General features: G+C 39.0%; 20 protein-coding genes and 1 pseudogene. 18 read left to right on the forward strand and 3 right to left on the reverse strand.

Translation table 11 applies throughout. The features are described from left to right. Positions 1-203: 203 nt before the first annotated feature. The 3 genes from RFX69_RS01025 to RFX69_RS01035 all read left to right on the forward strand — a co-directional run bounded on the left by RFX69_RS01025 (position 204) and on the right by RFX69_RS01035 (position 2357). Positions 204-410, forward strand: a complete 207-nt coding sequence (locus RFX69_RS01025) for a PA3496 family putative envelope integrity protein (RefSeq protein WP_000099358.1) — start codon at positions 204-206, stop codon at positions 408-410. Positions 411-485: 75 nt separating this feature from the next. Beyond that, positions 486-1010 (forward strand): YecA family protein, encoded by a 525-nt coding sequence (locus RFX69_RS01030; protein ID WP_001274941.1) that lies wholly within the window; start codon positions 486-488, stop codon positions 1008-1010. A 225-nt stretch (positions 1011-1235) separates the two neighbouring features. Further along, positions 1236-2357: a hypothetical protein gene (locus tag RFX69_RS01035; RefSeq protein WP_289332956.1), complete on the forward strand. Its 1122-nt coding sequence runs from the start codon at positions 1236-1238 to the stop codon at positions 2355-2357. A gap of 39 nt (positions 2358-2396) precedes the next feature. Here RFX69_RS01035 and RFX69_RS01040 read toward each other — a convergent pair whose 3' ends face one another. Next, positions 2397-3329 (reverse strand): rhodanese-related sulfurtransferase, encoded by a 933-nt coding sequence (locus RFX69_RS01040; RefSeq protein WP_000994655.1) that lies wholly within the window; start codon positions 3327-3329, stop codon positions 2397-2399. Positions 3330-3440: 111 nt separating this feature from the next. On the opposite strand from RFX69_RS01040, the gene RFX69_RS01045 reads away from it, so the two are divergent. After that, a complete protein-coding gene (locus tag RFX69_RS01045) occupies positions 3441-3926 on the forward strand; it encodes a DUF1289 domain-containing protein (RefSeq protein ID WP_001981983.1) in 486 nt (161 codons plus the stop codon). Positions 3927-3995: 69 nt separating this feature from the next. Here the strand turns inward: RFX69_RS01045 and gltA are convergent, their stop codons facing one another. Beyond that, complete coding sequence (gltA, locus tag RFX69_RS01050; protein ID WP_001287579.1) at positions 3996-5270, reverse strand: citrate synthase; 1275 nt, start codon at positions 5268-5270, stop codon at positions 3996-3998. Between the two features lie 954 nt (positions 5271-6224). Between gltA and sdhC the strand changes: the two genes are divergently transcribed. The 10 genes and pseudogenes from sdhC (at position 6225) to sucD (ending at position 17886) form a co-directional block, all read left to right on the forward strand. Next, positions 6225-6626: a succinate dehydrogenase, cytochrome b556 subunit gene (gene sdhC, locus RFX69_RS01055; protein ID WP_001984863.1), complete on the forward strand. Its 402-nt coding sequence runs from the start codon at positions 6225-6227 to the stop codon at positions 6624-6626. Further along, a complete protein-coding gene (gene sdhD / locus RFX69_RS01060; protein ID WP_000833672.1) occupies positions 6626-6991 on the forward strand; it encodes a succinate dehydrogenase, hydrophobic membrane anchor protein in 366 nt (121 codons plus the stop codon). Before sdhC ends, sdhD begins: the two co-directional genes overlap by 1 nt. Positions 6992-7003: 12 nt before the next feature. Beyond that, positions 7004-8839, forward strand: a complete 1836-nt coding sequence (gene sdhA / locus RFX69_RS01065; RefSeq protein WP_000500957.1) for a succinate dehydrogenase flavoprotein subunit — start codon at positions 7004-7006, stop codon at positions 8837-8839. A 14-nt stretch (positions 8840-8853) separates the two neighbouring features. Then, the gene (locus RFX69_RS01070) at positions 8854-9564 is read left to right on the forward strand and encodes a succinate dehydrogenase iron-sulfur subunit (protein WP_000086385.1); all 711 of its coding nucleotides are present in this window, start codon (positions 8854-8856) and stop codon (positions 9562-9564) included. Between the two features lie 283 nt (positions 9565-9847). Next, positions 9848-9977 (forward strand): annotated as a pseudogene (locus tag RFX69_RS01075) (hypothetical protein). Positions 9978-10134: 157 nt separating this feature from the next. After that, on the forward strand, positions 10135-12975 hold the full coding sequence (locus RFX69_RS01085) for a 2-oxoglutarate dehydrogenase E1 component (RefSeq protein WP_001984866.1): 2841 nt from the start codon (positions 10135-10137) through the stop codon (positions 12973-12975). Next, complete coding sequence (gene odhB, locus RFX69_RS01090) at positions 12975-14171, forward strand: 2-oxoglutarate dehydrogenase complex dihydrolipoyllysine-residue succinyltransferase (RefSeq protein WP_000179879.1); 1197 nt, start codon at positions 12975-12977, stop codon at positions 14169-14171. Before RFX69_RS01085 ends, odhB begins: the two co-directional genes overlap by 1 nt. A 62-nt stretch (positions 14172-14233) precedes the next feature. After that, positions 14234-15667: a dihydrolipoyl dehydrogenase gene (lpdA, locus tag RFX69_RS01095; protein WP_000082610.1), complete on the forward strand. Its 1434-nt coding sequence runs from the start codon at positions 14234-14236 to the stop codon at positions 15665-15667. 147 nt (positions 15668-15814) lie between these two features. Continuing rightward, positions 15815-16981, forward strand: coding sequence for an ADP-forming succinate--CoA ligase subunit beta (gene sucC / locus RFX69_RS01100; RefSeq protein WP_001048573.1), 1167 nt, complete (start codon positions 15815-15817; stop codon positions 16979-16981). A 14-nt stretch (positions 16982-16995) separates the two neighbouring features. After that, positions 16996-17886: a succinate--CoA ligase subunit alpha gene (gene sucD / locus RFX69_RS01105; RefSeq protein WP_000114637.1), complete on the forward strand. Its 891-nt coding sequence runs from the start codon at positions 16996-16998 to the stop codon at positions 17884-17886. A gap of 410 nt (positions 17887-18296) precedes the next feature. Here sucD and trpS read toward each other — a convergent pair whose 3' ends face one another. Then, entirely contained in the window at positions 18297-19310 is a 1014-nt protein-coding gene (gene trpS / locus RFX69_RS01110) for a tryptophan--tRNA ligase (RefSeq protein ID WP_000072941.1), read from the reverse strand. A 207-nt stretch (positions 19311-19517) separates the two neighbouring features. Here trpS and RFX69_RS01115 point away from each other — a divergent pair, with 207 nt between their 5' ends. The 4 genes from RFX69_RS01115 to RFX69_RS01130 all read left to right on the forward strand — a co-directional run. After that, a complete protein-coding gene (locus RFX69_RS01115; RefSeq protein WP_000146247.1) occupies positions 19518-20441 on the forward strand; it encodes a DUF808 domain-containing protein in 924 nt (307 codons plus the stop codon). A gap of 29 nt (positions 20442-20470) precedes the next feature. Then, positions 20471-21370, forward strand: coding sequence for a neutral zinc metallopeptidase (locus RFX69_RS01120; RefSeq protein WP_001267655.1), 900 nt, complete (start codon positions 20471-20473; stop codon positions 21368-21370). Between the two features lie 237 nt (positions 21371-21607). Then, complete coding sequence (locus tag RFX69_RS01125; RefSeq protein ID WP_000526259.1) at positions 21608-23110, forward strand: sodium:proton antiporter; 1503 nt, start codon at positions 21608-21610, stop codon at positions 23108-23110. 458 nt (positions 23111-23568) lie between these two features. Beyond that, positions 23569-25389, forward strand: a 1821-nt coding sequence (locus tag RFX69_RS01130; protein WP_309168521.1) for an Ig-like domain-containing protein, incomplete at its 3' end; no start/stop codon positions are given.

Raw genomic sequence — 25389 nt, forward strand, 5'->3', positions numbered from 1 at the left:
CAAGGTTAAATCATAGAAAAATTTGTAGAAATCTTCGATTATCAAAAGACTGTTCTGTTTTATAAATACACAATTTTTTGGGTGAAAAAAAGTACAAATGAGCAATTAAATGAAAAAAATATAAATAAAACTTGACAAGGAAAAGTAAGACAGATAAATAGCGGCTAGACCCATTCACATTTTTTCATTATGAGGTAGTTTTAGTGTCTTCTACAGATTTTGAACTAGATGATAACTACGGCGATGATGATGATGTCGGTTTTGATGAGTCATCAGGCAAAATCAGTGCAAAAGAATCGTTGGAAAAACGTAGATTAATTGATGATCTATTGGCACAGCGCCGTTTAGAGCGTGAGTTAAAAGATTTCGATTATGATTTAGACGATGATGATCTTGATGACGAAGACTAATCAAAACTAAATAGGGCATCGTCAGCTTAAGTGCTATGCTATCGTCAATTTCTTTTTAAAGTCAGGTAACACACAATGAGTGCATTAGATTTAGACCAATTAAGTGAATATCTAGATGGAGACCACAATGAGTATGGTCTAGACTTTGCTGCAACTCATGGATTTTTGTGTGCAATTGCAGTAGGCCCTCAGTTTGACCGTTGGTTAGATGAATTGTTCGAAGGTAACCAGAAAAAGGTTCCGGCTGAAATTATTCAACAAATCAAGGTTTGGCTAGAGTCGATTCGTCAAGATTTAGCAAATGAAAATGGGATTGAATTTCCATTTGAAGTTGAAGAAGCTGACGTTGAATCAAGCCTAGGTGATTGGAGTGTAGGGTTTGTTGACGCAATGTTCTTAAACGAAGAGGCATGGTTTGCCCCTGAGTATGAAGAACAATTGGTTGATTTGACTTTACCAATCATGGTTTTTAGCGGAATTGATGAAGAAGATCCACAGATGGAATCTTTCCGTCGCAATGGACAGTTAATGGATGAACTGGCAGAAGAAATCCCAGATAATTTGAATGAGTTATATTTGATGTACCATACTCCAAATTAATTTATTAGAAGAAATAATAAATAACGTCCTTTCTAGGGCGTTTTTTATGTTTTTAGTATTTTTAATACATAATTAAATATAATATTTTTACATTAATTTTATTTATATATAATTACTAGTAAAATTTTTTGATATTAATCTCTTAATCAAAAAATTAATTTATCTCGCCATGAATATTTTATTGGCGTCATGAAAATCTTTAATATGTTAACAATGTGATTTAATATGAATATAATTTTTAAAATTACTAGCGTACTCTCAGTAATATTACTTGTAGCCTGCGGTGTTGAAAATAGCAACAGTTTCAGTGAAGAAAAAATTGCACAATCTACCCAAAATCAAATTGCTTATAAACTAATCTCTGGTACTGCATCTTCAACTTCTACTTTAAATGGTGCAAATGTAACAGCAATTTGTAAAGATGGGCTTGGTTTTAAAAATAAAGTAATTGTTAATGCACAAGGGCAATGGCAAGGGGAAATAGACACCAGTAAATTTCCTTGTCGTTTAGAGGCAAAAGCTGAGGGGCAAACTTATCATAGTTATATCGACCATGAGGGAAGGGTAAATATTAACCCGCTTACAGATATGGTTGTTGCTTATGCAAGTAATCAGGTTCCTGTAACATGGTATCAATCTGGAAGTATGACTACAGAAAAGTTAAATTCGGCAAATTCTGCTTTGGTCGCTGAACTTATTAAAAAGGGGTACGGTATTAATAATGATATGGATCTATTTACTGCTGAGATGAAAGCAAATAACCCTATTCATCAAGCTATTCAAGAGTTGTTGGAAGCTATTCAGAATAATAGAAATATTAAAGATTATGATTCACTATTAATGTTAATTAAAGATGGGAATTTATCTCAAGTACCTGAGAAAATAGAGTTTTTAAATAATAGTGTAGCAAAAGTTTTTGGTTTTAATAAAGATGCTTGCCAAGTACTTCCGAAAACAGAAAATACCGAACAATATAATAAATGCTCTGATAAGGTTATTGATGATTTTTCGGAAAGTAATTTAGTTGCTACTGATTCTGATGAAAAATGTATTTTGGTCAAACAAGGGAATAAAGTAAGTTTCACTAAAGGGAATCAAACAGTATCGGCATTATTGGATAAAGAACAAGAGGATGGCATGGACTTTACTTTTGATGAAGGTGAATTAGAAATTATAGATCTTATAATTAATACAGGACCTTATACAGATATAAATACCTATAGTCAGATTGGATTAAGCTTTTCTAGTGATGGGAAATTGAGGGCTGTTGTTGGAAAATCTCCAATAGTGTCTTCAATGAATTGTGCTAGCCCAGAGTTTAAAAAGCTTATGGAGCTTTATAAATAAAATAGAAAAAAGAGGGCATCAAATGATGCCCTCTTTTAATTATAAACGTTTACGTTTAGCGGCAGCAATTTGTGATTGGCGCATACGGAAACCAGCTTTTTGTTTTTCAGTGGTTTTATCAATACAGTACAAGCAAGAAACACCATGTTCATAGCTTGGTAGCGCAGACTCTTCAGGAGTTAAAGGCCAGCCACAAGCATGACATTTAATGTTTGCACCTTCTTCAACACCATGAGTTACAGCAGTACGTCCATCAAATACGAAACATTCACCTTCCCAAAGGCTTTCATCAGGAGGAGTTTCTTCTAAATATTTAAGAATACCGCCTTTAAGGTGATAAACCTCTTTAAAGCCTTCTTGAAGAAGTAAAGAAGTTGATTTTTCGCAGCGAATACCGCCCGTACAGAACATCGCGATTTTCTTATCTTTATGTTGTTCTAACTCTTTTTTTACATATTCAGGAAATTCGCGGAAAGTTTCTGTTTTTGGGTCAATCGCACCCTTGAAAGTTCCGGCTTTATATTCATAGTCATTACGTGTGTCGATTAGAATCACATCATCACGTGCAATAAGCTCATTCCATTCTTTAGGATCAAGATAGTGACCCACTAAATCACGAGGTTTTACTTCAACACCTAAAGTCACGATTTCTTTTTTAAGCTTGATTTTCATTTTACGGAAAGGTTTGTCAGAACTATGGGATTCTTTATATTCCATAGCGTTAAAACCTTCGTTTAACAAAAATTGATGAATCGTATCAATTGCTTCACGGTCCCCAGCAACAGTACCATTAATTCCTTCACCTGCTACAATCAGAGTTCCGCAAAGGTTAATTGTTTTCACTAAGTCTAAAAGACGTTGTTGAAGATCAGCTGGATCTTGAACTTCTTTAAATTGATATAGTGCTGCAACAACCCAACCCGCGGTCGCTTGCTGTTCTACAGGTGCAAGCTGTTCTACAGTAGCGTTCATGGAAAACTCCAAATGTATTAAGATAGAAATTTAAGGCGCATATTTTAGCGCGAAAATTCGTAATAAGCGAGAAAACCATAAAAAGTATATGGTTTATTTAAGGAGTCTGTTTTGAGTAGTGATCATCGAATGCTCTCTCTCACCCCATGTGCAGGGCGTTGTTCAACAGTTTTTGGTGATCAGGTATGTCGTGGTTGTCGCCGCTTTAACCATGAAGTAATTCAATGGAATACCTATACGGCAGAGCAGCGTTTAGCTGTCTGGAAGCGTTTAGATGATCAATTGGATCAGATTTTGGTACCTATGTTGCCGCAGGCGAATCTACAGCATGTAGAAGGATTTATATTAGGTAAACGTGTCAGGTTAATGGAAGGGGCGAGTAAAGGGCGTAAACTCTACCATGCCTTAAAAATATGTGAAAAGAATAAGCATTTAGCTCATGAGAGTGGTTTGGGGATTTCAGAAGCGCAAGTTAAAGAAGTATGGACTGAGTTTGAAAGACGTATTTTAGCTTTGGCTAAAGCGAGTTATGAGTTGGCTTGGTTAAGAGCTGATGGTATTAGTCATCACTTATTAAATATGTTTGAAGAAGAATAACTTTTAAAAACTTATTTATAAAAAAAGCTGCCATTAGGCAGCTTTTTTACATTAATGTTCTTTCGAATATTAACGCTTGATGTCACGTTGCACTTCACCAGTGTAAAGCTGACGAGGACGACCAATTTTGTAAGGACCGCTGTGCATTTCTAACCAGTGGCTGATCCAACCAACTGTACGTGCAAGAGCGAAGATAACAGTAAACATTTCTGTTGGGATACCAATCGCTTTAAGGATGATACCAGAGTAGAAGTCTACGTTAGGGTAAAGTTTACGTTCAACAAAGTACGGGTCGTTCAATGCAATACGTTCAAGTTCCATAGCAAGCGCTAATTGAGGATCATTGATACCTAATGCTTCAAGAACTTCGTCACAAGTTTGCTTCATCACTTTAGCACGTGGGTCGAAGTTTTTGTAAACGCGGTGACCGAAGCCCATAAGTTTAACTTCTTTGCGTTTAACTTTTTCCATGAACTCAGCAACATTTTCAACGCTACCGATTTCATCAAGCATTTTAAGAACTGCTTCGTTCGCGCCACCGTGTGCAGGACCCCAAAGAGCAGAGATACCAGCAGAGATACACGCATATGGATTCGCACCAGTAGAACCAGCAAGACGAACTGTAGAAGTAGACGCGTTTTGTTCGTGGTCAGCGTGAAGCGTAAAGATACGATCCATTGCACGAGCAAGAACAGGGTTTACTTTGTAGTCACGGTCTGCAGGAGTTGCAAACATCATGTGTAAGAAGTTTTCCGCGTAATTTAAGTCATTACGTGGATAGATGAATGGCTGACCTACAGTATATTTGTAGCTCCAAGCAGCAAGCGTTGGAATTTTAGCAATCAAACGAATCGCAGTAATTTCGCGGTGGTTGATGTCTTCAATGTCAAGGTTGTTGTGATAGAAAGCAGATAATGCGCCTACTACACCAACCATGATTGCCATAGGGTGAGCATCACGACGGAAACCATTGAAGAAACGGCTAACTTGATCATGAACCATAGTATGAGCACGAACTTTCGCATCGAACTCAACTTTTTGTTCAGCAGTTGGTAACTCGCCATTTAATAATAAATAACAAGTTTCAAGGTAGTCTGCTTGAGTCGCTAACTGGTCAATCGGGTAACCGCGGTGTAATAAAATACCTTTGTCACCATCGATAAATGTGATTTTAGACTCGCATGAAGCTGTCGCCATAAAACCAGGATCAAAAGTAAAGTGACCTGAGGCCAATACATCTTTAACGTCGATTACATCGGGACCTAATGTGCCACTGTAAATTGGTAATTCAATTTCTTTGCCATCAAGATGTAATACGGCTTTTTTGCCAGTTGCTTCAGACATTCAATAGATCTCCTGTCCTGGTGAATGATTATCTGACTCGAAATCCTAATTTTCTCATGTGCGAATCAGACGGTGTCAAAATTTGCTATAAGATTAGTGAGTACTGAAATTTTGTCAATTATACTTATGGATAAAAAATGACGTTCCCACAGAGAGTTAGTCATCAAGACCCGAGCAAAAAAAGTCAGTAAAATCACTGCATCGGGATGGTATCATAAGTCAATTCAAGAAGAACGTGCAGAAAAAAAATGAAGCGTGAGTACAATTGTAAGCAAATTTTTAAATAAAAATTAAGAATAGGGTAACGTTATAAAATGCCAATCCGTTTAAAAAAATCATAAAACTCAGGCTGTAATTTTAAATTGTGATTCAAAAATCGCCACATTATCACTATTTGATAATTCCAAAAGTTGTCTTTTTTTTAAGTTTAATTGTTTAAAAAATAGCTCATTGAACAGTCTAGAAAAAATTAAAACTCATTTTTTGTAAAAATAGTGATCATTGTTAACAGTCAAGTAGCACTTTATTTCTTTTGATATAAATACGGATAATCCCTCTTTATAGATAAAACTGAATAAAATTAGCAGGTAAGAAGCAGTTTTATTTATATTTTTGTCTTGAGTTGATGATTTATTAACTTTATCTTTAGTCTAAAATGCACTTATTTTAAATAAAACTGTAGAAAAGCAATTTTTTATAAAAGATGAGATTAAACAAGCACATGTTTTGTTTATTCTTAACTTTGGGATAGGAAAGGATGCTGTTTGGCTATGTGAATGATTCTTATTTGATGAGTTTTTGCGGAAAAGCCAAAGTCGATTGTTTGTATTTTGATATTTCGCGTTTTATAATTCAGTGTCGTTTATAGGTTAGGCATGAGCTGTGCTTGCCTAACAATGCCAGCTTTCCTTGGAATTAATTCAACAAACTCCGGTCGGAGTTTCTACCTACAGGATGCCCGCTGTGAAAAGCAACAGACCTGTCAATTTGTCCATGGGTCAGGTGTTAGCGGTAAATTTACGCTCACCCGTGGCTATTGCATCAATTTTACACCGTTTATCAGGTGTCATCGTTTTCTTATTAGTACCAGTTCTCTTATGGATTCTAGATAAATCATTATCTTCACCAGAAGGATTTGACTACGTTAAAAATGTCGTTTTTGGAAATATCCTCGTACGTTTTGTTGTGTGGGTATTTGTAGCCGGCTTGATTTTCCACTTCATTGCTGGGGTTAAGCATTTGCTTGCAGATCTAGGTTTTGCTGAAGAACTGCAAAGCGGTCGTATTGCAGCGACAATTTCATTGATCTTATCTGTGGTAGCCATTATCGCAGCCTTTGTATGGATTATGTTCTAATGAAAAGTGCTACAGGTTTAACAGGTTCAGGTTCTCGTGATTGGTTTATCCAGCGTGTAAGTGCTGTGGTATTGGCAGCTTATACTGTTGTTCTTTTTGGTTGGATCCTCTGCAAAGGCGGATTTGACTATCAACAATGGGCTGGCTTCATGATGACATTACCAATGAAGATTTTCTCTTTATTGGCAATTTTGTCGCTTATCGCACACGCATGGATTGGTATGTGGCAGGTTTTTACTGACTATGTCACTACTCGTCAAATGGGTCCTTCAGCGAAAGGTTTACGCCTTGTACTGACTACGGCTGTCATTATTGCAGTGTTTGTGTACGCAATCTGGGGTATCCAGATTTTCTGGGCGAATTGATAGGAAGATATCATGGGCGCGATAAACCCTAAAGAAGATTATTCAAATATTCAAAACCTCACTTTCGATGCTGTTATCGTTGGTGGTGGTGGTTCTGGTATGCGTGCATCTTACCAACTTGCTCAAGCAGGTTTGAAAGTTGCAGTACTTACTAAAGTTTTCCCAACACGTTCACATACAGTTGCTGCTCAGGGCGGTATTGGTGCGTCGTTAGGTAACATGCAAGAAGATAACTGGCATTTCCACTTTTACGATACAGTAAAAGGTTCTGACTGGTTAGGTGACCAAGACGCAATCGAATTTATGTGTCGTGAGGCGCCAAAAGTTGTTTATGAACTTGAACACTTAGGTATGCCGTTTGACCGTAACGCTGATGGTACAATTTACCAACGTCCATTCGGTGGTCACTCTGCAAACTATGGTGATAAACCAGTTCCACGTGCTTGTGCTGCTGCCGACCGTACTGGTCACGCTTTATTGCACACGCTTTATCAAAGCAACGTGAAAATGGGTACTCAATTCTTCGTTGAGTGGATCGCTCTTGATTTGATCCGTAACGAAGCAGGTGATGTACTCGGTGTAACTGCAATTGACCAAGAAACTGGTAACATTGCAGTATTCCAAGCAAAAGCAACATTATTTGCAACTGGTGGTGCTGGTCGTGTTTACCGTGCATCAACAAATGCTTATATCAACACTGGTGACGGTCTTGGTATGGCTGCTCGTGCTGGTATTCCATTACAAGATATGGAATTCTGGCAATTCCACCCTACAGGTGTTGCGGGCGCAGGCGTATTGTTGACTGAAGGTTGTCGTGGTGAAGGTGCGATCCTTCGTAACAAAGACGGCGAACCATTCATGGAACGTTATGCACCAACTTTAAAAGACTTGGCTCCGCGTGACTTCGTATCACGTTCTATGGACCAAGAGATTAAAGAAGGTCGTGGTTGTGGTCCAAAAGGTGATTATATCTTGCTTGATATGACTCACTTGGGTGCTGACACAATTATGAAGCGTTTACCATCTGTATTTGAGATTGGTAAAAAATTCGCAAACGTTGACATCACTAAAGAACCAATTCCAGTAGTACCAACAATCCATTATCAAATGGGTGGTATTCCTACGAATATGCATGGTCAAGTGTGCTTACCAGAGCCTGGTACAGACAACTACACTAAACCTGTAAAAGGTTTCTATGCAATCGGTGAGTGTTCATGCGTATCAGTACATGGTGCGAACCGTTTAGGTACTAACTCACTTCTTGACTTGGTTGTATTTGGTAAGGCTGCTGGTGAGCACATTATCGATTACGTAACTAAACATCATGGTGATGAATATGCGCCGCTTCCAACAAATGTATTAGAGCAAACTTTAGCTCGTGTACGTAAATTGGATGAATCAACTTCTGGCGAAAATGCTCAAGAAGTTGCTGATGCAATTCGTGATATCGTTCAAGACCACGCAGGTGTATTCCGTACTCAAGCATTGCTTGATAAGGGTGTTAAAGAGATTCTTGCTCTTGAACCACGCGTGCGTAACATTCACTTGAAAGATAAATCTAAAGTATTTAACACTGCACGTGTTGAAGCGCTTGAAGTTGAAAACTTATATGAAGTTGCAAAAGCTACATTAATTTCAGCTGCTGCGCGTAAAGAATGTCGTGGTGCGCATACGGTAGTTGATTATGAATTACCAGCTGATCACCCAACTTATTCATACGGTCGCCGTGATGATGAGTGGATGAAACACACTTTATGGTATTCATCAGATAACCGTTTGGAATATAAGCCAGTGCGCTTCAAGCCGTTAACTGTTGATCCAATTCCACCAGCACCACGTACATTCTAATCGGGAGTATAAAGATGAGTAGAGGTACTCGTACATTCGAAATCTACCGCTATGATCCTGATAAGGATAAAGCGCCGTACATGCAAACTTTCAAGCTTGAATTGACTGATAAGCACCGTATGTTGCTTGACGCATTGCTTGCTTTGAAGGTTCAAGACGAAACGTTAACATTCCGTCGTTCTTGCCGTGAAGGTATTTGTGGTTCTGATGGTGTGAATATCAATGGTAAAAATGGTTTGGCTTGCTTGCAAAACCTTAACGATTTACCAGAGAAAATCGTAATTCGTCCATTACCTGGTTTGCCGGTTGTTAAAGATTTGGTTGTTGATATGAACCAATTCTATGATCAGTATGACAAAATTCAGCCATTCTTGATCAATAACCAACCTGCTCCACCTAAAGAGCGTTTGCAATCTCCTGAAGAGCGTGAACACTTAAATGGTTTGTATGAGTGTATTCTTTGTGCATGTTGTTCAACTTCATGCCCATCATTCTGGTGGAACCCTGATAAATTCTTGGGTCCTTCAGCGTTGTTGAATGCATATCGTTTTATTATCGACTCTCGTGATACTGCAACTGCAGAACGTTTGGCTCGTCTTGACGATCCGTTCAGTTTGTTCCGTTGTAAAGGTATTATGAACTGTGTGTCAGTATGTCCTAAAGGTTTGAATCCAACAAAAGCAATCGGTCATATCCGTAATATGTTGTTAGATCAAGCGGGTTAATTCTGCGCAAATAGAGAACGCACATCCTTGATGTGCGTTTTTTTTTAATTTTATAATACGTGTCTTATACTTTAGTCGGTAAAAGAGGGGTTTTTATATAAAGCACCATATATTAATAGATAAAATTGGATATGTATTTCGCCAATTTATAGATGGTATGTGTCAAAAAAATCAATCGTTCGTTAAGAACATGATACGATTTGCCACAAAGTTATAGGTGAAAAAAGCGTATACTAGTGAAATTAAATTAAGTGGCACGATCTTAGATCTGTGCTTAATTTTTATGGTTAAAGTCATTTTAGAAAAGTTAATTTTAAAGTTAATTTTTCTAAAAAGATTTGCAAAAAATTGCTCGGTTTTTTATCGAGTATAAGGTGAGTGATGATGCCATTGAGGGCGTTGTGATTCATTAATTACCTATGGAGTTTTCTCTCTAGGTAGTATGACGCCCCATGGTCTTGAAGACCTGTTGGGTAAGTAGTGTCATTTTTACCAATTTGACATTATGCATCATGGGTATGCTTAAAAGGCAGCCTGTAATATTTTTTGCAATAGGAAATGGGTCCACAAATGCAAGAAGTTGCTGACGCATTGCGTCTTGACACTGAACTTTCCGCTGATAGTGCAGCGTATATTGAAGAACTTTACGAGCAGTACCTGACTTCCCCAACCTCCGTCGCTGAGGACTGGCGCCAATATTTCGATAAATATCCAAAGGGTGACCAACCACACAGCGCTGTGCGTGAGCAATTCCTATTACTAGGACGTAATGCTAATCGTGTTCAACCTGTTGTACAAAGTACTGTAAGTACTGAACATGAGCGTCGTCAAATTGGCGTTTTACAACTCATTGCTGCTTATCGCAATCGCGGACATCAAAAAGCTAAGTTAGATCCGTTAGGTCTTGCTAAGCGTGAAGATATTCCTGATTTAGATCTTTCAGCACACGGTTTAACCAAATCAGATTTAGACACAGTATTCAACACAGGCAATCTTGAGATCGGTAAAAGCGAAGCAACGCTTGCTGAGATGATTGAAGCAATGGAAGCAATCTATTGTGGTTCGATCGGTGTTGAATATATGCATATCGTGGACACAAAAGAGAAACGTTGGATTCAACAACGTCTTGAAAGTGCCCGTGGTAAATTCAATTTCTCAAATGAACAAAAGAAAGGCTTCTTAGAGCGCTTAACTGCTGCTGAAGGCTTAGAAAAATATCTCGGTAATAAATACGTCGGCGCTAAACGTTTTGGTGTTGAAGGCGGCGAATCTTTTATTCCTATGGTAAATGAGATTATCCAGCGTGCTGGTGCCGTAGGTTGTAAAGAAGTTGTTATCGGTATGCCACACCGTGGTCGTTTGAACCTTCTTGTTAATATTATGGGTAAAAACCCTGCGGACTTATTTGGTGAGTTCGAAGGTAAAGCACTTCATAAGAAAGGTTCTGGTGACGTTAAATACCACCAAGGTTTCTCAAGTAATGTAATGACTCCAGGTGGTGAAGTTCACTTGGCATTGGCATTTAACCCATCTCACTTGGAAATCGTTGGCCCTGTAGTTGAAGGTTCTGTACGTGCGCGTCAAGTACGTCGTAGAGATATCGGCGGTGATGACGTATTACCAGTTATTGTTCATGGTGATGCTGCATTTGCAGGTCAGGGCGTGAACATGGAAACCTTCCAGATGTCACAAACTCGTGGCTATACGGTTGGTGGTACAGTTCATATTATTGTGAACAACCAAGTTGGTTTCACAACTTCTGATCCACGTGATGCGCGTTCGACAGAATACTGTACAGACGTTGCTAAAATGATTCAGGCTCCTATCTTCCATGTAAATGGTGATGATCCTGAAGCTGTTATCTTTGCTACTCAATTAGCACATGATTTCCGTCACGAATTCCGTAAAGATGTAGTCATCGATTTGTTCTGTTACCGTCGTCGTGGCCATAACGAAGCAGATGAGCCATCTGGTACACAACCATTGATGTATCAAGTGATTGCGAAGAAAGCAACTACTCGTACACTTTATGCTGATCAATTGGTACAAGAGAAAGTACTTGACCGTGCTGAAGCTGACCAAATGGTTGAAGATTATCGCGCTGATTTAGAAGCGGGTAATCATGTAGCGAATGCTTTGATTCTTGAGCCGAACACTAAAATGTTTGTAGATTGGACTCCATATTTGGGCCATGAATATACAGACGATTGGGATACTTCATTTGACATAAACCGCCTTAAAGAATTAGGCGAGGGCATGAGCAAGCTTCCTGAAGGGTTTGTAATGCAGCGTCAGGTTCAAAAAGTAATTGAAGACCGCGTGAAAATGCAAACTGGTGAAACTCCATTGAACTGGGGTGCAGCAGAAACTTTAGCTTATGCAACTTTATTAGATGAAGACTATCTAGTTCGTATTACTGGTGAAGACGTGGGTCGTGGTACCTTCTCACACCGTCATGCAAAATTGCATAACCAAGTTGATGGTTCAACTTACATTCCTCTTTGCCATGTGAAAGAGAACCAACCACGTTTTGCGATTTACGACTCTCTTTTATCAGAAGAAGCAGTTCTTGCATTCGAATATGGTTACGCAACTACGATTCCTAAGAGCTTGATTATTTGGGAAGCACAATTTGGTGACTTCGTAAACTGTGCTCAAGTTGTGATTGACCAGTTTATTGCTTCTGGTGAGACTAAGTGGGAGCGTGTTTGTGGTTTAACAATGTTGTTACCACACGGTTTCGAAGGTCAAGGTCCAGAGCACTCTTCAGCTCGTTTAGAACGTTTCTTACAGTTATGTGCTGAAGACAACATGCAAGTGATCACTCCAACGACACCTGCACAGATTTTCCATGCATTACGTCGTCAGGCTGTACGCCCAATTCGTAAGCCATTAATCGTAATGTCACCGAAATCTTTACTTCGTCATAAACTTGCGACTTCTACTTTAGAAGAGCTAGCACATGGTTCATTCCAAACTGTAATTGACGAAATCGATCAAATTAACAAGTCAGATGTAACTCGTCTTGTACTTTGTGGCGGTAAAGTTTATTACGACTTACTCGAAAAACGTCGTGAACAAAACTTAACTAATGTTGCAATTGTACGTATTGAACAGTTGTATCCATACCCAGAGCAACGTCTTGCGGAAATCTTGGCTGCTTATCCAAATGTGAAAGAACTCGTTTGGGCGCAAGAAGAGCCGAAGAACCAAGGTGCTTGGTTGTTTATCGCACCGCGTTTATATGACGATATCTTAAAATCTGGCAAACAAATCCGTATCAGTTTTGCAGGTCGTGAAGCTTCTGCTGCACCAGCTTGTGGCTCACCGTACTTGCATGCAAAACAACAAGCTCAGCTAATTAATGATGCATTGGCAATCGAAGCTGAACAATCAGGAGATTCTCAATAATGGCAACCGAAATTAAAGCACCGGTATTCCCAGAGTCTGTTGCAGATGGAACCATCGCAACTTGGCATAAAAAGGTGGGTGAACCTGTATCACGTGATGAAGTAATCTGTGATATTGAAACCGACAAAGTTGTTTTAGAAGTTGTTGCTCCTGCAGATGGTAGCTTGGTTGCAATCATTAAAGGTGAAGGCGATACAGTTCTTTCTGACGAAGTTATTGCTCAATTCGAAGCTGGTGCTGGCGCAGCGGCTGCTGCTCCTGCGGCAGTAGAACAAGCAGTTGCTCAGACTCAAGCTGGTGCTGCTCCTGTTGTTGAGCGTAATGAAACTGTATCTGATCAAGCTCCTGCGGTACGTAAAGCGTTAACTGAATCTGGTATTGCTGCTTCTGACGTACAAGGTACTGGTCGTGGTGGTCGTATCACTAAAGAAGATGTTGCAAACCATCAAGCTAAACCAGCTGCTAACGTTACTCCATTAAGCGTTGCTGTTGGCGAGCGTATCGAAAAACGCGTTCCAATGACTCGTTTACGTAAACGTGTAGCTGAGCGTCTTCTTGCAGCTACTCAAGAAACAGCAATGTTAACTACATTTAACGAAGTTAACATGAAGCCAATCATGGAATTACGTAAGCAATATAAAGATGCTTTCGAAAAACGTCATGGTGCTCGTTTAGGCTTCATGTCATTCTTCGTTAAAGCAGCAACTGAAGCGCTTAAACGCTACCCAGCTGTAAATGCTTCAATTGATGGTGATGATATTGTTTATCACGGTTACTATGACATCGGTGTTGCAGTATCTTCTGATCGTGGTCTTGTTGTACCAGTATTACGTGATACTGACCGTATGAGCTATGCAGAAGTTGAAGCAGGTATTGCTGCTTACGCTGCTAAAGCACGTGATGGTAAATTATCTATCGAAGAAATGACTGGCGGTACTTTCACAATCACTAACGGTGGTACTTTCGGTTCATTACTTTCAACTCCAATTTTGAACCAGCCGCAAACTGGTATCTTGGGTATGCATAAAATCCAAGAGCGTCCTATGGCGGTAAATGGTCAAGTTGAAATCTTGCCAATGATGTACTTAGCGCTTTCTTATGACCACCGTATGATCGATGGTAAAGAAGCTGTAGGTTTCTTAGTAGCAATCAAAGAATTGTTAGAAGAACCAGCTAAACTCATTCTTGATCTTTAATTTCTTCGAATAAATACCTACCAGGGTAGAGTAATCCTCTATCCTGGTTTATGGAGATAAAAATGTCTCAACAATTTGATCTTGTTGTCATTGGCGGTGGTCCTGGTGGTTATGAAGCTGCGATTCGCGCTGCTCAACTAGGCTTCAAAGTCGCTTGTATTGAAAAACGTATTCACAACGGTAAGCCTTCTTTAGGTGGTACTTGCTTAAACGTAGGTTGTATCCCTTCTAAAGCTTTGCTTGATTCTTCTCATCGTTATGAAGATACAGTGCATCATTTAGCTGATCACGGTATTACAACTGGTGAAGTGAATTTCGATCTTGCAAAACTTCTTGCTCGTAAAGACAAAATTGTTGACCAATTAACTGGCGGTATTGATCAATTGCTTAAAGGCAACGGTATCGAGTGGTTAAAAGGTACAGGTAAATTACTTGCTGGTAAAAAAGTTGAGTTTGTTCCACATGAAGGTGAAACTCAAATTTTAGAACCTAAATACGTAATTCTTGCGTCTGGTTCTGTGCCTGTAAATATTCCTGTAGCTCCTGTAGATCAAGATATTATTGTTGATTCAACTGGCGCATTAAACTTCCCTGAAGTACCTAAGCGTTTAGGTGTAATTGGTGCAGGTGTAATCGGTTTAGAACTTGGTTCAGTATGGCGTCGTCTTGGTGCAGAAGTTGTTGTATTTGAAGCAATGGATGCATTCTTGCCAATGGCTGATAAAGCACTTTCTAAGGAATATCAAAAAATCTTGACTAAACAAGGTTTAGATATCCGCATTGGTGCAAAAGTATCTGGTACTGAAGTAAACGGTCGTGAAGTGACTGTTAAATACACTCAAGCTGGTGAAGACAAAGAACAAACGTTTGACAAGTTAATCGTTTGTGTTGGCCGTAAAGCTTATGCGGAAGGTTTATTGGCTGAAGATTCAGGTATTAAATTAACTGAACGTGGTTTAGTTGAAGTAAATGATCACTGTGCAACTTCTGTAGAAGGTGTATATGCGATTGGTGACTTAGTACGCGGTCCAATGCTTGCTCATAAAGCAATGGAAGAGGGCGTAATGGCTGTTGAACGTATTCACGGTCATGCAGCTCAAGTAAACTATGACACAATCATTTCTGTTATCTATACACACCCTGAAGCGGCGTGGGTTGGTTTAACTGAAGAGCAAGCTAAAGAAAAAGGTCATGAAGTAAAAACTGGTCAATTCGGTTTTGCTGTAAATGGTCGTGCTTTAGCTGCTGGTGAAGGTGCAGGTTTTGTTAAGTTTGTTGCTGATGCAAAAACTGACCGTTTATTAGGTATGCATGTGATTGGGCCTGCGGCATCTGATATCGTTCACCAAGGTATGATTGCACTTGAATTTGTATCTTCTGTTGAAGATCTTCAGTTGATGACTTTTGGTCACCCAACATTCTCTGAAGTTGTTCATGAAGCTGCACTTGCTGTAGATGGTCGTGCAATTCACGCGATTCAACGTAAGCGTAAATAAAATAAAGAGCGGTCCTCCGCTCTTTTTCACATTCGATGGTGTGATTAAAAAATCATCAAGTTGATAGACGTAGACAGCAATTTGCTTATACAACATGAGAATGTTGCGCAAATTGAAGACAACAAACAAAGTTAAGTAGGTAACTAAATGAACTTACATGAGTATCAAGCTAAAGCGTTATTGAAAGAATATGGTATGCCGGTACAAGAAGGTATCTTGGCAACCAATGCAGACGAAGCAGTTGCTGCATTTGAACAGCTTGGTGGTAAATTCGCTGTAATGAAGGCGCAAGTTCATGCTGGTGGTCGTGGTAAGGCTGGTGGCGTTAAAGTTGCAAAATCTAAAGAAGATGTTATCGAATTTGCAAACAATATCATTGGTACTCGTCTTGTAACGTATCAAACAGATGCAAATGGTCAACCAGTAAACAGCATCATTGTTGCTGAAGACGTATATCCAGTTGAGCGTGAGCTTTACTTGGGCGCGGTTGTAGACCGTTCTAGCCGTCGTATTACTTTCATGGCTTCTACAGAAGGTGGTGTAGAAATCGAGAAAGTTGCGGAAGAAACTCCAGAAAAAATTATTAAAGTTGAAGTTGATCCATTAGTTGGTTTACAACCATTCCAAGCACGTGAAGTTGCGTTTGCTTTAGGTTTGAAAGACAAGCAAATCGGTCAATTCGTGAAAATCATGACAGCTGCTTACCAAGCATTTGTTGAAAATGATTTCGCTTTATTTGAAATTAACCCACTTTCAGTTCGTGAAAATGGCGAAATTTTATGTGTAGACGCGAAAGTAGGTATCGACTCTAACGCGCTTTACCGTTTACCTAAAGTTGCTGCTTTACGTGATAAATCTCAAGAGAATGAGCGTGAGTTAAAAGCATCTGAATTTGATCTTAACTATGTTGCTTTAGAAGGTAACATTGGTTGTATGGTTAACGGTGCTGGTCTTGCAATGGCAACTATGGACATCATTAAACTTTATGGTGGTCAGCCTGCAAACTTCCTTGATGTTGGTGGTGGTGCAACTAAAGAGCGTGTAATCGAAGCGTTCAAAATCATTCTTGCTGATACGTCTGTACAAGGTGTTTTAATCAACATCTTCGGTGGTATCGTACGTTGTGACATGATTGCTGAAGCAATTATTGCAGCGGTTCAAGAAGTAAACGTAACTGTTCCAGTGGTTGTTCGTTTAGAAGGTAACAACGCTGAGTTAGGTGCGAAATTACTTGATGAATCTGGTTTGAAATTAATTTCTGCGAACGGTTTGTCTGATGCCGCAGAAAAAGTTGTAGCTGCAGTTAAAGCGTAAGGGGAGTATCAATCATGAGCGTATTAATTAATAAAGACACTAAAGTATTGGTACAAGGTTTTACTGGTAAAAACGGTACTTTCCACTCTGCACAAGCTTTAGACTACGGTACAAAAGTTGTTGGTGGTGTTACTCCAGGTAAAGGTGGTACAACTCACCTTGACTTACCAGTATTCAACACAATGAAAGAAGCTGTACGTGAAACAAATGCAGATGCATCTGTAATCTATGTACCAGCTCCATTCGTTTTAGACTCAATCGTTGAAGCGGTTGATTCAGGTGTTGGTCTAATCGTTGTGATCACTGAAGGTGTTCCAACAATCGACATGCTTAAAGCAAAACGTTATTTAGAAACTAACGGTAACGGTACTCGTTTAGTTGGCCCTAACTGCCCAGGCGTGATCACTCCAGGTGAATGTAAGATCGGTATTATGCCTGGTCACATCCACCAACCAGGTCGTATTGGTATCATCTCACGTTCAGGTACATTGACTTATGAAGCTGTTGCTCAAACAACTAAGCTTGGTTTAGGTCAGTCTACTTGTATCGGTATCGGTGGTGACCCAATCCCAGGTATGAACCAAATTGAAGCTCTTCAATTGTTCCAAGACGATCCAGATACTGATGCAATCATCATGATCGGTGAGATCGGTGGTACAGCGGAAGAAGAAGCTGCTGAATTCATCAAATCTAACGTGACTAAACCTGTAGTAGGTTACATCGCTGGTGTAACTGCGCCTAAAGGTAAGCGTATGGGTCACGCTGGTGCGATCATTTCTGGTGGTCAAGGTACTGCTGAAGAGAAATTCGCTGCATTTGAAAAAGCAGGTATGGCTTACACTCGTAGCCCAGCTGAGCTTGGTTCAACTATGTTGCAAGTATTAAAAGAGAAAGGTTTAGCTTAATTGCTTCCTTGAATCTTTAAAAAATACCGCATCTGAAAAATGATGCGGTATTTTTTTGTATTATTGAAAGTTAAATAAAATGATGTAAGAAATAATCTGGCTAAAAAAGACAAAAAAATACGCAATGATTGGGGTGATCACTGCGTAGAACAACGAATCTGTTAAAAACAGTTTCGGCTTAAGGAGAAATGTCGTGAGGTTCATATCAACCTACTCAAGTTATATTAGTGACGCATTCTTATTTGTTCATTAAGGTTCACGTTAATTAGTGTTACTTCACGTTAAAAGGGTAAAAGCGTGTGAATCATAATAAATATATAGAAATTCTAAAAAATTAAATTATTGAATCTAAATATAATTATAAAAAAAGCCCCGTAGGGCTTTTTTTATTTATATCTCTAATATAAAAATTAGAACTTAAATAAGCCTAATCCATCTTTAACTTCGTCCAAAGTCTGCTGAGTAATGATTCGACATTTATCAGTACCTTGGCGTAAAACATCCATAATGTAGTCAGGATCTTTAGCAAGTTCTTCTCGACGTTCACGTATAGGTGTAATTAATTCTTTTAGTACACCTTCAAGACGTTTTTTAACTGTACCATCACCAAGACCACCACGGCGGTAGTGTGCTTTTAGCTCTTCAACTTCTTCTTTATTTGGATCAAATGCATCTAAATAAGTAAATACAATGTTTCCTTCAACTTGACCCGGATCTTCGATGCGAAGATGATTTGGATCGGTATACATCGCATTTACAGCTTTTTTAATGTCTTTGTCAGAAGCATTTAAAACAATGGTATTGCCTAATGACTTAGACATTTTCGCTTTACCATCAAAACCAGGTAGACGAGCCATATTAGAAAGCAATGCTTTACATTCAGGTAAAAGGTCTTGACCAATTTGACGGTTTACACGACGCACGATTTCGTTAGTTTGCTCAATCATTGGAATTTGATCTTCGCCTACTGGTACTACAGTCGCTTTAAAAGCCGTAATATCAGCTGCCTGTGCTACAGGGTAGCAAAGGAAACCAGCAGGAATATCACGTTCAAAACCACGCATTTGAATTTCAGATTTGATGGTTGGGTTGCGTTCCAAACGAGCTACAGTTACAAAGTTAAGATATAACATTGTAAGCTCATTCAGTGCAGGCAAGCATGACTGTACACAAATTGTGGTTTTAGTTGGATCAATGCCTACCGCTAAATAGTCTAGAGCAACTTCTAAAATGTTACGGCGTACTTTATCTGGGTTGTCGGCATTGTCTGTTAACGCTTGTGCATCTGCTAATAAGAGATGTTGATGATGGCTATCCTGTAGACCTACACGAGAACGCAAAGAACCGACAAAATGCCCGAGGTGAAGTTGTCCGGTTGGGCGGTCGCCTGTCAAAATAATTGGACGCTGATCAACATTACTCATTATTTATTCCACTATGGTATTGGCTTAATCAGGGATAATAAGCCCTGCAATATAAAAGATTGGCATTATTGTACGGGAAATAAAGTTTTTTCGTCAGCAATTGGGTAAACTTTTCTTAAAATAATATTGTGAATTTATTCAGTAAAATTACAAAAATTGAAAAAAATCATCTTACAATAGTTTAATAAATACAAACCTGGATAAGAAATGGCAAGTGGCTTACTTTTACTACTAGATGATATTGCAACAATTTTAGATGATGTCGCCTTAATGAGCAAAATGGCAGCAAAAAAAACTGCTGGTGTTTTAGGTGATGATTTGGCTTTAAATGCACAACAGGTTACAGGTGTCCGTGCTGATCGCGAATTACCGATTGTGTGGAAAGTTGCTAAAGGCTCCTTTGTTAATAAGCTCATTTTAGTTCCTCTAGCTTTATTAATTAGCGTGATTGCTCCTTGGTTGATTAATCCTTTATTAATGCTTGGCGGGCTATTCTTATGTTATGAGGGTGTTGAAAAAGTTCTTCATACCATTACACATAAAAAAGCCTCAACCTCAGAAGAAGCACAAAAAGAGTTTGATAGTGAAGAGTTAGACTTGGCGACTTTTGAAAAAGATAAAGTGAAAGGAGCTATTCGTACAGACTTTATTTTGTCAGCTGAAATTGTGGTTATTTCTTTAGGTACTGTGGCAACTGCAACTTTAATGACTAAAGTTAGTGTCCTCAGCATTATTGCAGTTGTGATGACGATTGGCGTTTATGGTTTGGTCGGCATGATTGTTAAGATTGATGACTTGGGTCTATATTTAACAAAACAGGCTGCTTCTTTTAAACAAACTATTGGTCGCGGGCTGCTTGCATTTGCGCCACTTTTAATGAAGTTATTGTCTATCGTCGGCACTATTGCGATGTTTTTGGTAGGTGGAGGGATTATTAATCATACGATTCCTTTACTCCATCATGTCACTGAAAATACAGTTGACCATGTGGAAACTATACCTGCTGTAGGCAACATCATTGGTGCTTTAACCCCAACGCTTATTAACTTTGCAATAGGAATTGTTGCTGGTGCAATAGTATTGCTTGTTGTTAGCTTGATACAAAAAATGTGGCCAAAAGCTTCTAGTTAATCAGGCCATCTACAAAGAAGAGGGAAATTATGCGTTGGAGAGATCGTCGAGTCAGTACCAATGTTGAAGACCGTCGAGGCGGAGGCGGTGTTAGGGCAGGTGGTATTAGTATTATTGGTTTGGTTGTGGCATTTGTTGCATGGAAATTTTTTGGCGTTGACCCCCAACAAGCATATCAGGCAACGCAGCAGGTTACTGCTTCGCAACAATCAAATGCAACTGCACCCGAAAGTTTAACAGCCGAGCAAAAGGAAGCTTCTGATTTTGTTGGAACAGTATTAGCCGATACAGAGGATACGTGGACACCTATTTTTAAACAGTTAGGTAAAACTTATACGCCACCAAAATTAGTCTTGTTTAGTGGGATGATTCAGTCAGGCTGTGGTACAGCTCAGTCTGCAATGGGGCCCTTTTATTGCCCAGCAGATCAGAAGGTTTATATCGATACAGAATTCTTCAAAGATATGCGTGAGCAGATGGGAATATCTGGCGAACAAAATCAGACAGAATTATCGAGACAAGATCAGGCAGGGGACTTTGCCCAAGCTTATGTGGTTGCCCATGAAGTAGGACATCATGTTCAAACTTTGCTTGGTATCTCATCTCAAGTACAACAGGCTCGTGCACAAGTCAGTCAAAGAGAAGGTAATCAGTTATCTGTACGTCAAGAATTACAAGCTGACTGTTTAGCGGGTATCTGGGCCAATCATAATCAACAGCGTACTCAGTTTTTAGAGCAGGGGGACGTTGAGGAAGCAATGGATGCCGCGCAAAAAATTGGAGATGACTACTTACAAAAACGAGCAACTGGACAGGTCGTTCCGGATAGCTTTACTCATGGTAGTAGTGAACAGCGAATGCACTGGTTCCAAGTCGGTTTAAAAACCGGTGATATTAGCCAATGCGATACTTTTAATAATTCTATCTAAATCTATAAATAAGATGAGTTTACAAGGTGTTTAAGTAGGCTCATCTTTTTAATCATCCCTCCAACATAATTAATGTTAAGAAATTTAACTAATTGATAGAATGATTAACGTAATTCGTTAAACTTGTATTCCAACTTTTTAATTGCTTGGGCACACATGAGGTGCCTATTTTCTCGTTCTGTTCAGTTCTGCTGTCTAGATTTTTTATTTGGTCATTGACCCAGAAGAAGGGTGTTCATGGGTAATTTTTTCTTATTACAAGCATTTACGGTTGTATTTGCCTTATCAATTGCGACCACCATATTTAATAAGCGTATTTTGGGCTTTCCGCAGGCTATCGGCGTACCACTTGTTTCTGCGATTTTTGTCTTCATTTTGCAATGGGGAGCCAGTCTTTTAAATGGTAATCAATTCATTACTATCAATATTCATAATATTGAGGAAGCAGTACGTCACATCGATTTCTATGATTTTTTAATTAATGGCGTTATTTGCTTTATTCTGACATCTTCAGCACTTAAATTTAAAATTTCAGATCTAAGAAGCTATTGGAAACAGATTAGTATTTTGGCCACTATTGCCTTGGTAATCTGCGCTGTATTGTTTGGTAGCTTACTTTACGGTTTCCAATTGTTAGTTGGACATCATGTACCAATTTTGGTTCTTCTATTATTAGGTGCAGCATTAGGTGCAACAGACCCGATCGGTATTAAAGGTGTTTTAAGTTCAATTCGTGCTCCTCATCATCTCATTGTTAAATTAGAAGGAGAATCTTTATTTAACGATGCGATGTGTATTGCCTTATTTATGACATTACTGAATGTTTTACAGGGTGAACATTTTTCATTGGTTGCGACATTAGAAGCTTTGCTTTATGAAATTGTGGTAGCTGTTGGTATTGGGTGGGCATTTGGGATAGGTACCTTACGCTTATTGCGTGGTAAACACGAAATGGAATCCCTGATTTTAACAACTGCATTACTTGCAAGCGGAGCATATTTGGTGGCTCTATTCGCCCATGCTTCCGCACCGATTGCCTGCGTAATTGGTGGTTTAATCGTCGGTAATAAATGGAAAGAAATTCGCGAAGAGCGTGAGATCAGAGAGGTTAACCATTTTTGGCATACAGTAGAAGGGATTATCAATTCATTCTTATTTACCTTAATTGGCCTTGAGTTATTTATTCTTGACTTAAACTTTAGCCTGATTTTAGGTGGAATAGTTGCTTTCTTTATTCTCCATATTTCTCGTTTTGCCGCCAACTTTATGTCTTTTGCTTTCTTCCCAACAATGCGTAAGACCAAAAGTTACAATGGTAGTTTAACTATTTTATCTTGGGGTGGTGTTCGAGGAGGGATTTCACTCGCTTTAATTTTGGCGGTCGCGAATATTCCGGCGCTGAGTCCTTATAGTAGTATTCTGATTGGATATACCTTTATTAGCGTATTGTTATCTGGTGTAGTGTGTGGACTTGGCCTTCCTGCGGTAATGAATGCATTTTATTACAATCCTAATGAAGAAACGGAAGGGCTTAAAGGCTTTTATCAAAAGCTATGCCATAAAATGAATCGCCGTGGCTTTCAATATATAGTTGGAGAAGATGCATTAGGAAGAGAAACAATTACTATCTTTAACCCAGATGTTATTGTTGATCAAAAAACAGAAGACGGGATCGCAACCATGCATGATCCAAATAAGTTACAAGAAGTAAAACGTTTCGAAAGTCCCGATAATTTCTAAAAGTAAATAAAAAATAATTTTTATTTGAATATAAAAATGAGGCTTTAGTGTAATAGTAAAATATTATCTAAGGCCATTTTTTTTCTATATATATCATTATTAATATATTTTATTTTATTGAGATATTAAAACTTGTTATATAAAAATTTAAATTAAAATAATTTTCAATGAATGTTCAATAATAAGAAACTAATTTTGTTTTATATATAAAACAGTTAATAAGCTCATTGAATAAATTATAAGTAGAAAAATCAGATTTTTATTTATATAAAATTTGTATTAATTAATTTTTTTTCTTTGAGTACTTTAGTATTTGTTTTTTTTATTTTAAAGTGTTTAATGTAAAAATGATCACATTACTTAATGTTTTTAAGTTGTAGGTCAAAAACTCGAAAACATTAAGTAAAAAGAATTATACATAAAATCATTTAAATCAATAATATAAAAGGAATATAGATATGCCTGAGATACAAATTATTGCCAAGGATAATCATAAAACCTTGGTAACCACAGAGGGAACTTCTGCAAAACTTTCAGAAGCGTCAGTTGTGTTGGTGAAAGTGGCTGCCAGTGATGTAGTGGTAGTGAATAGGGAGGGTACCAATGCAGTCATACGTCTGAAAAATGGCGAGACTATTGTTATTGAAGGCTTCTTTAGTGGAACAGCTGAGCCTAAAGATAACAGTCTGGTTTTCCAAGATGAAAATGGACAGTTAATTTGGGCAAAATTCAAAGATGCTGAAAATGATGCAGATGCTGATAGTGATGCGGACGCAGATGCTGACAGTGACGTGGAACCACAAGCACTTTTAGGTGAAGATTTACCAGCAGCTCTACCAGCAGAAGCTCCACAAGAGTTGGTATCTGATGTTATTTACCAACCTATTTCTTCAATTGAGCCTCTACTTTATCATGATGCAGGCGTGAACCCATGGTTATGGGCTGCTATTCCACTAGTTGCAGGCGGTATTATCGCTGCAGCATCAAATCATGATAGTAATGATGATTCTTCAGTACCTGCTGACACCACTCCACCAAGTACCGGTGGCGTAACTTTCTCGGTTGACCCTGTTACTTCTGATAATGTGATTAATGCATCAGAAGCATCAGGTAATGTCACCATTACAGGTGTTTTGAAAAACATTCCAGCAGATGCGGCCAACACGGCCGTTACAGTTGTTATTAATGGGGTAACTTATAATGCGACTGTAGATAAAGCAGCAGGCACGTGGACAGTAAGTGTACCGGGCAGTGGCTTAGTTGCGGATGCAGATAAAACAATTGATGCCAAAGTAACGTTTACAGATGCAGCAGGTAATAGCAGCAGTATTAACGATACACAAACTTATACACTTGATACCACTGCACCAAATGCACCAGTGATTGATCCGATCAATGCAACTGACCCAGTGACAGGTACAGCAGAAGCGGGATCAACCGTGACTGTGACTTATCCGGACGGTAGTACGAAAACTGTTGTAGCAGGACCGGATGGTACTTGGACTGTGCCAAACCCAGGTTTGAATGATGGCGATGAAGTTACAGCTGTAGCAACAGACCCTGCTGGCAATACATCAGGACCAGGAACAGCTATTGTTGATGCAGTTGGTCCAAATACGGATGGTGTTAATTTTGCTGTTGATTCGGTAACAGCTGATAATGTGATTAATGCATCAGAAGCGGCTGGCAATGTCACGATTACAGGTGTATTGAAAAACGTTCCTTCAGATGCGGCTGCTACAGCCGTTACAATTGTTATTAATGGGGTAACTTATACTGCAACTGTAGACAGTGCAGCAGGTACATGGACAGTAAGTGTACCAGGTAGCGGTTTGGTTGCTGATACTGATAAAACGATTGATGCTAAAGTAACCTTCACTGATGCAGCAGGTAATAGCAGCACAGTTAACGATACACAAACTTATACACTGGATACAGCTGCTCCTTCAGCACCAGTGATTGACCCGGTTAACGGGACAGATCCAATTACAGGTACAGCAGAAGCGGGATCAACCGTGACTGTGACTTATCCTGATGGCACAACTGCAACAGTGGTAGCAGGCACAGATGGAACATGGTCAGTACCAAACCCGGGTTTAAATGATGGTGATACGGTAACAGCAGTAACAGAAGATCCAGCAGGCAATACATCAGGCCCAGCAACAGCAGTGGTTGATGCAGTTGCGCCGACAGTAGCACTTGATGATGTACTCACTAACGACAGCACACCTGCATTAACAGGTACTGTAAGTGACCCAACAGCAACTGTAGTTGTCAAT

Origin of the sequence: Acinetobacter sp. 148 (assembly GCF_031196675.1) — a bacterium.
GTDB lineage: Bacteria > Pseudomonadota > Gammaproteobacteria > Pseudomonadales > Moraxellaceae > Acinetobacter > Acinetobacter baumannii.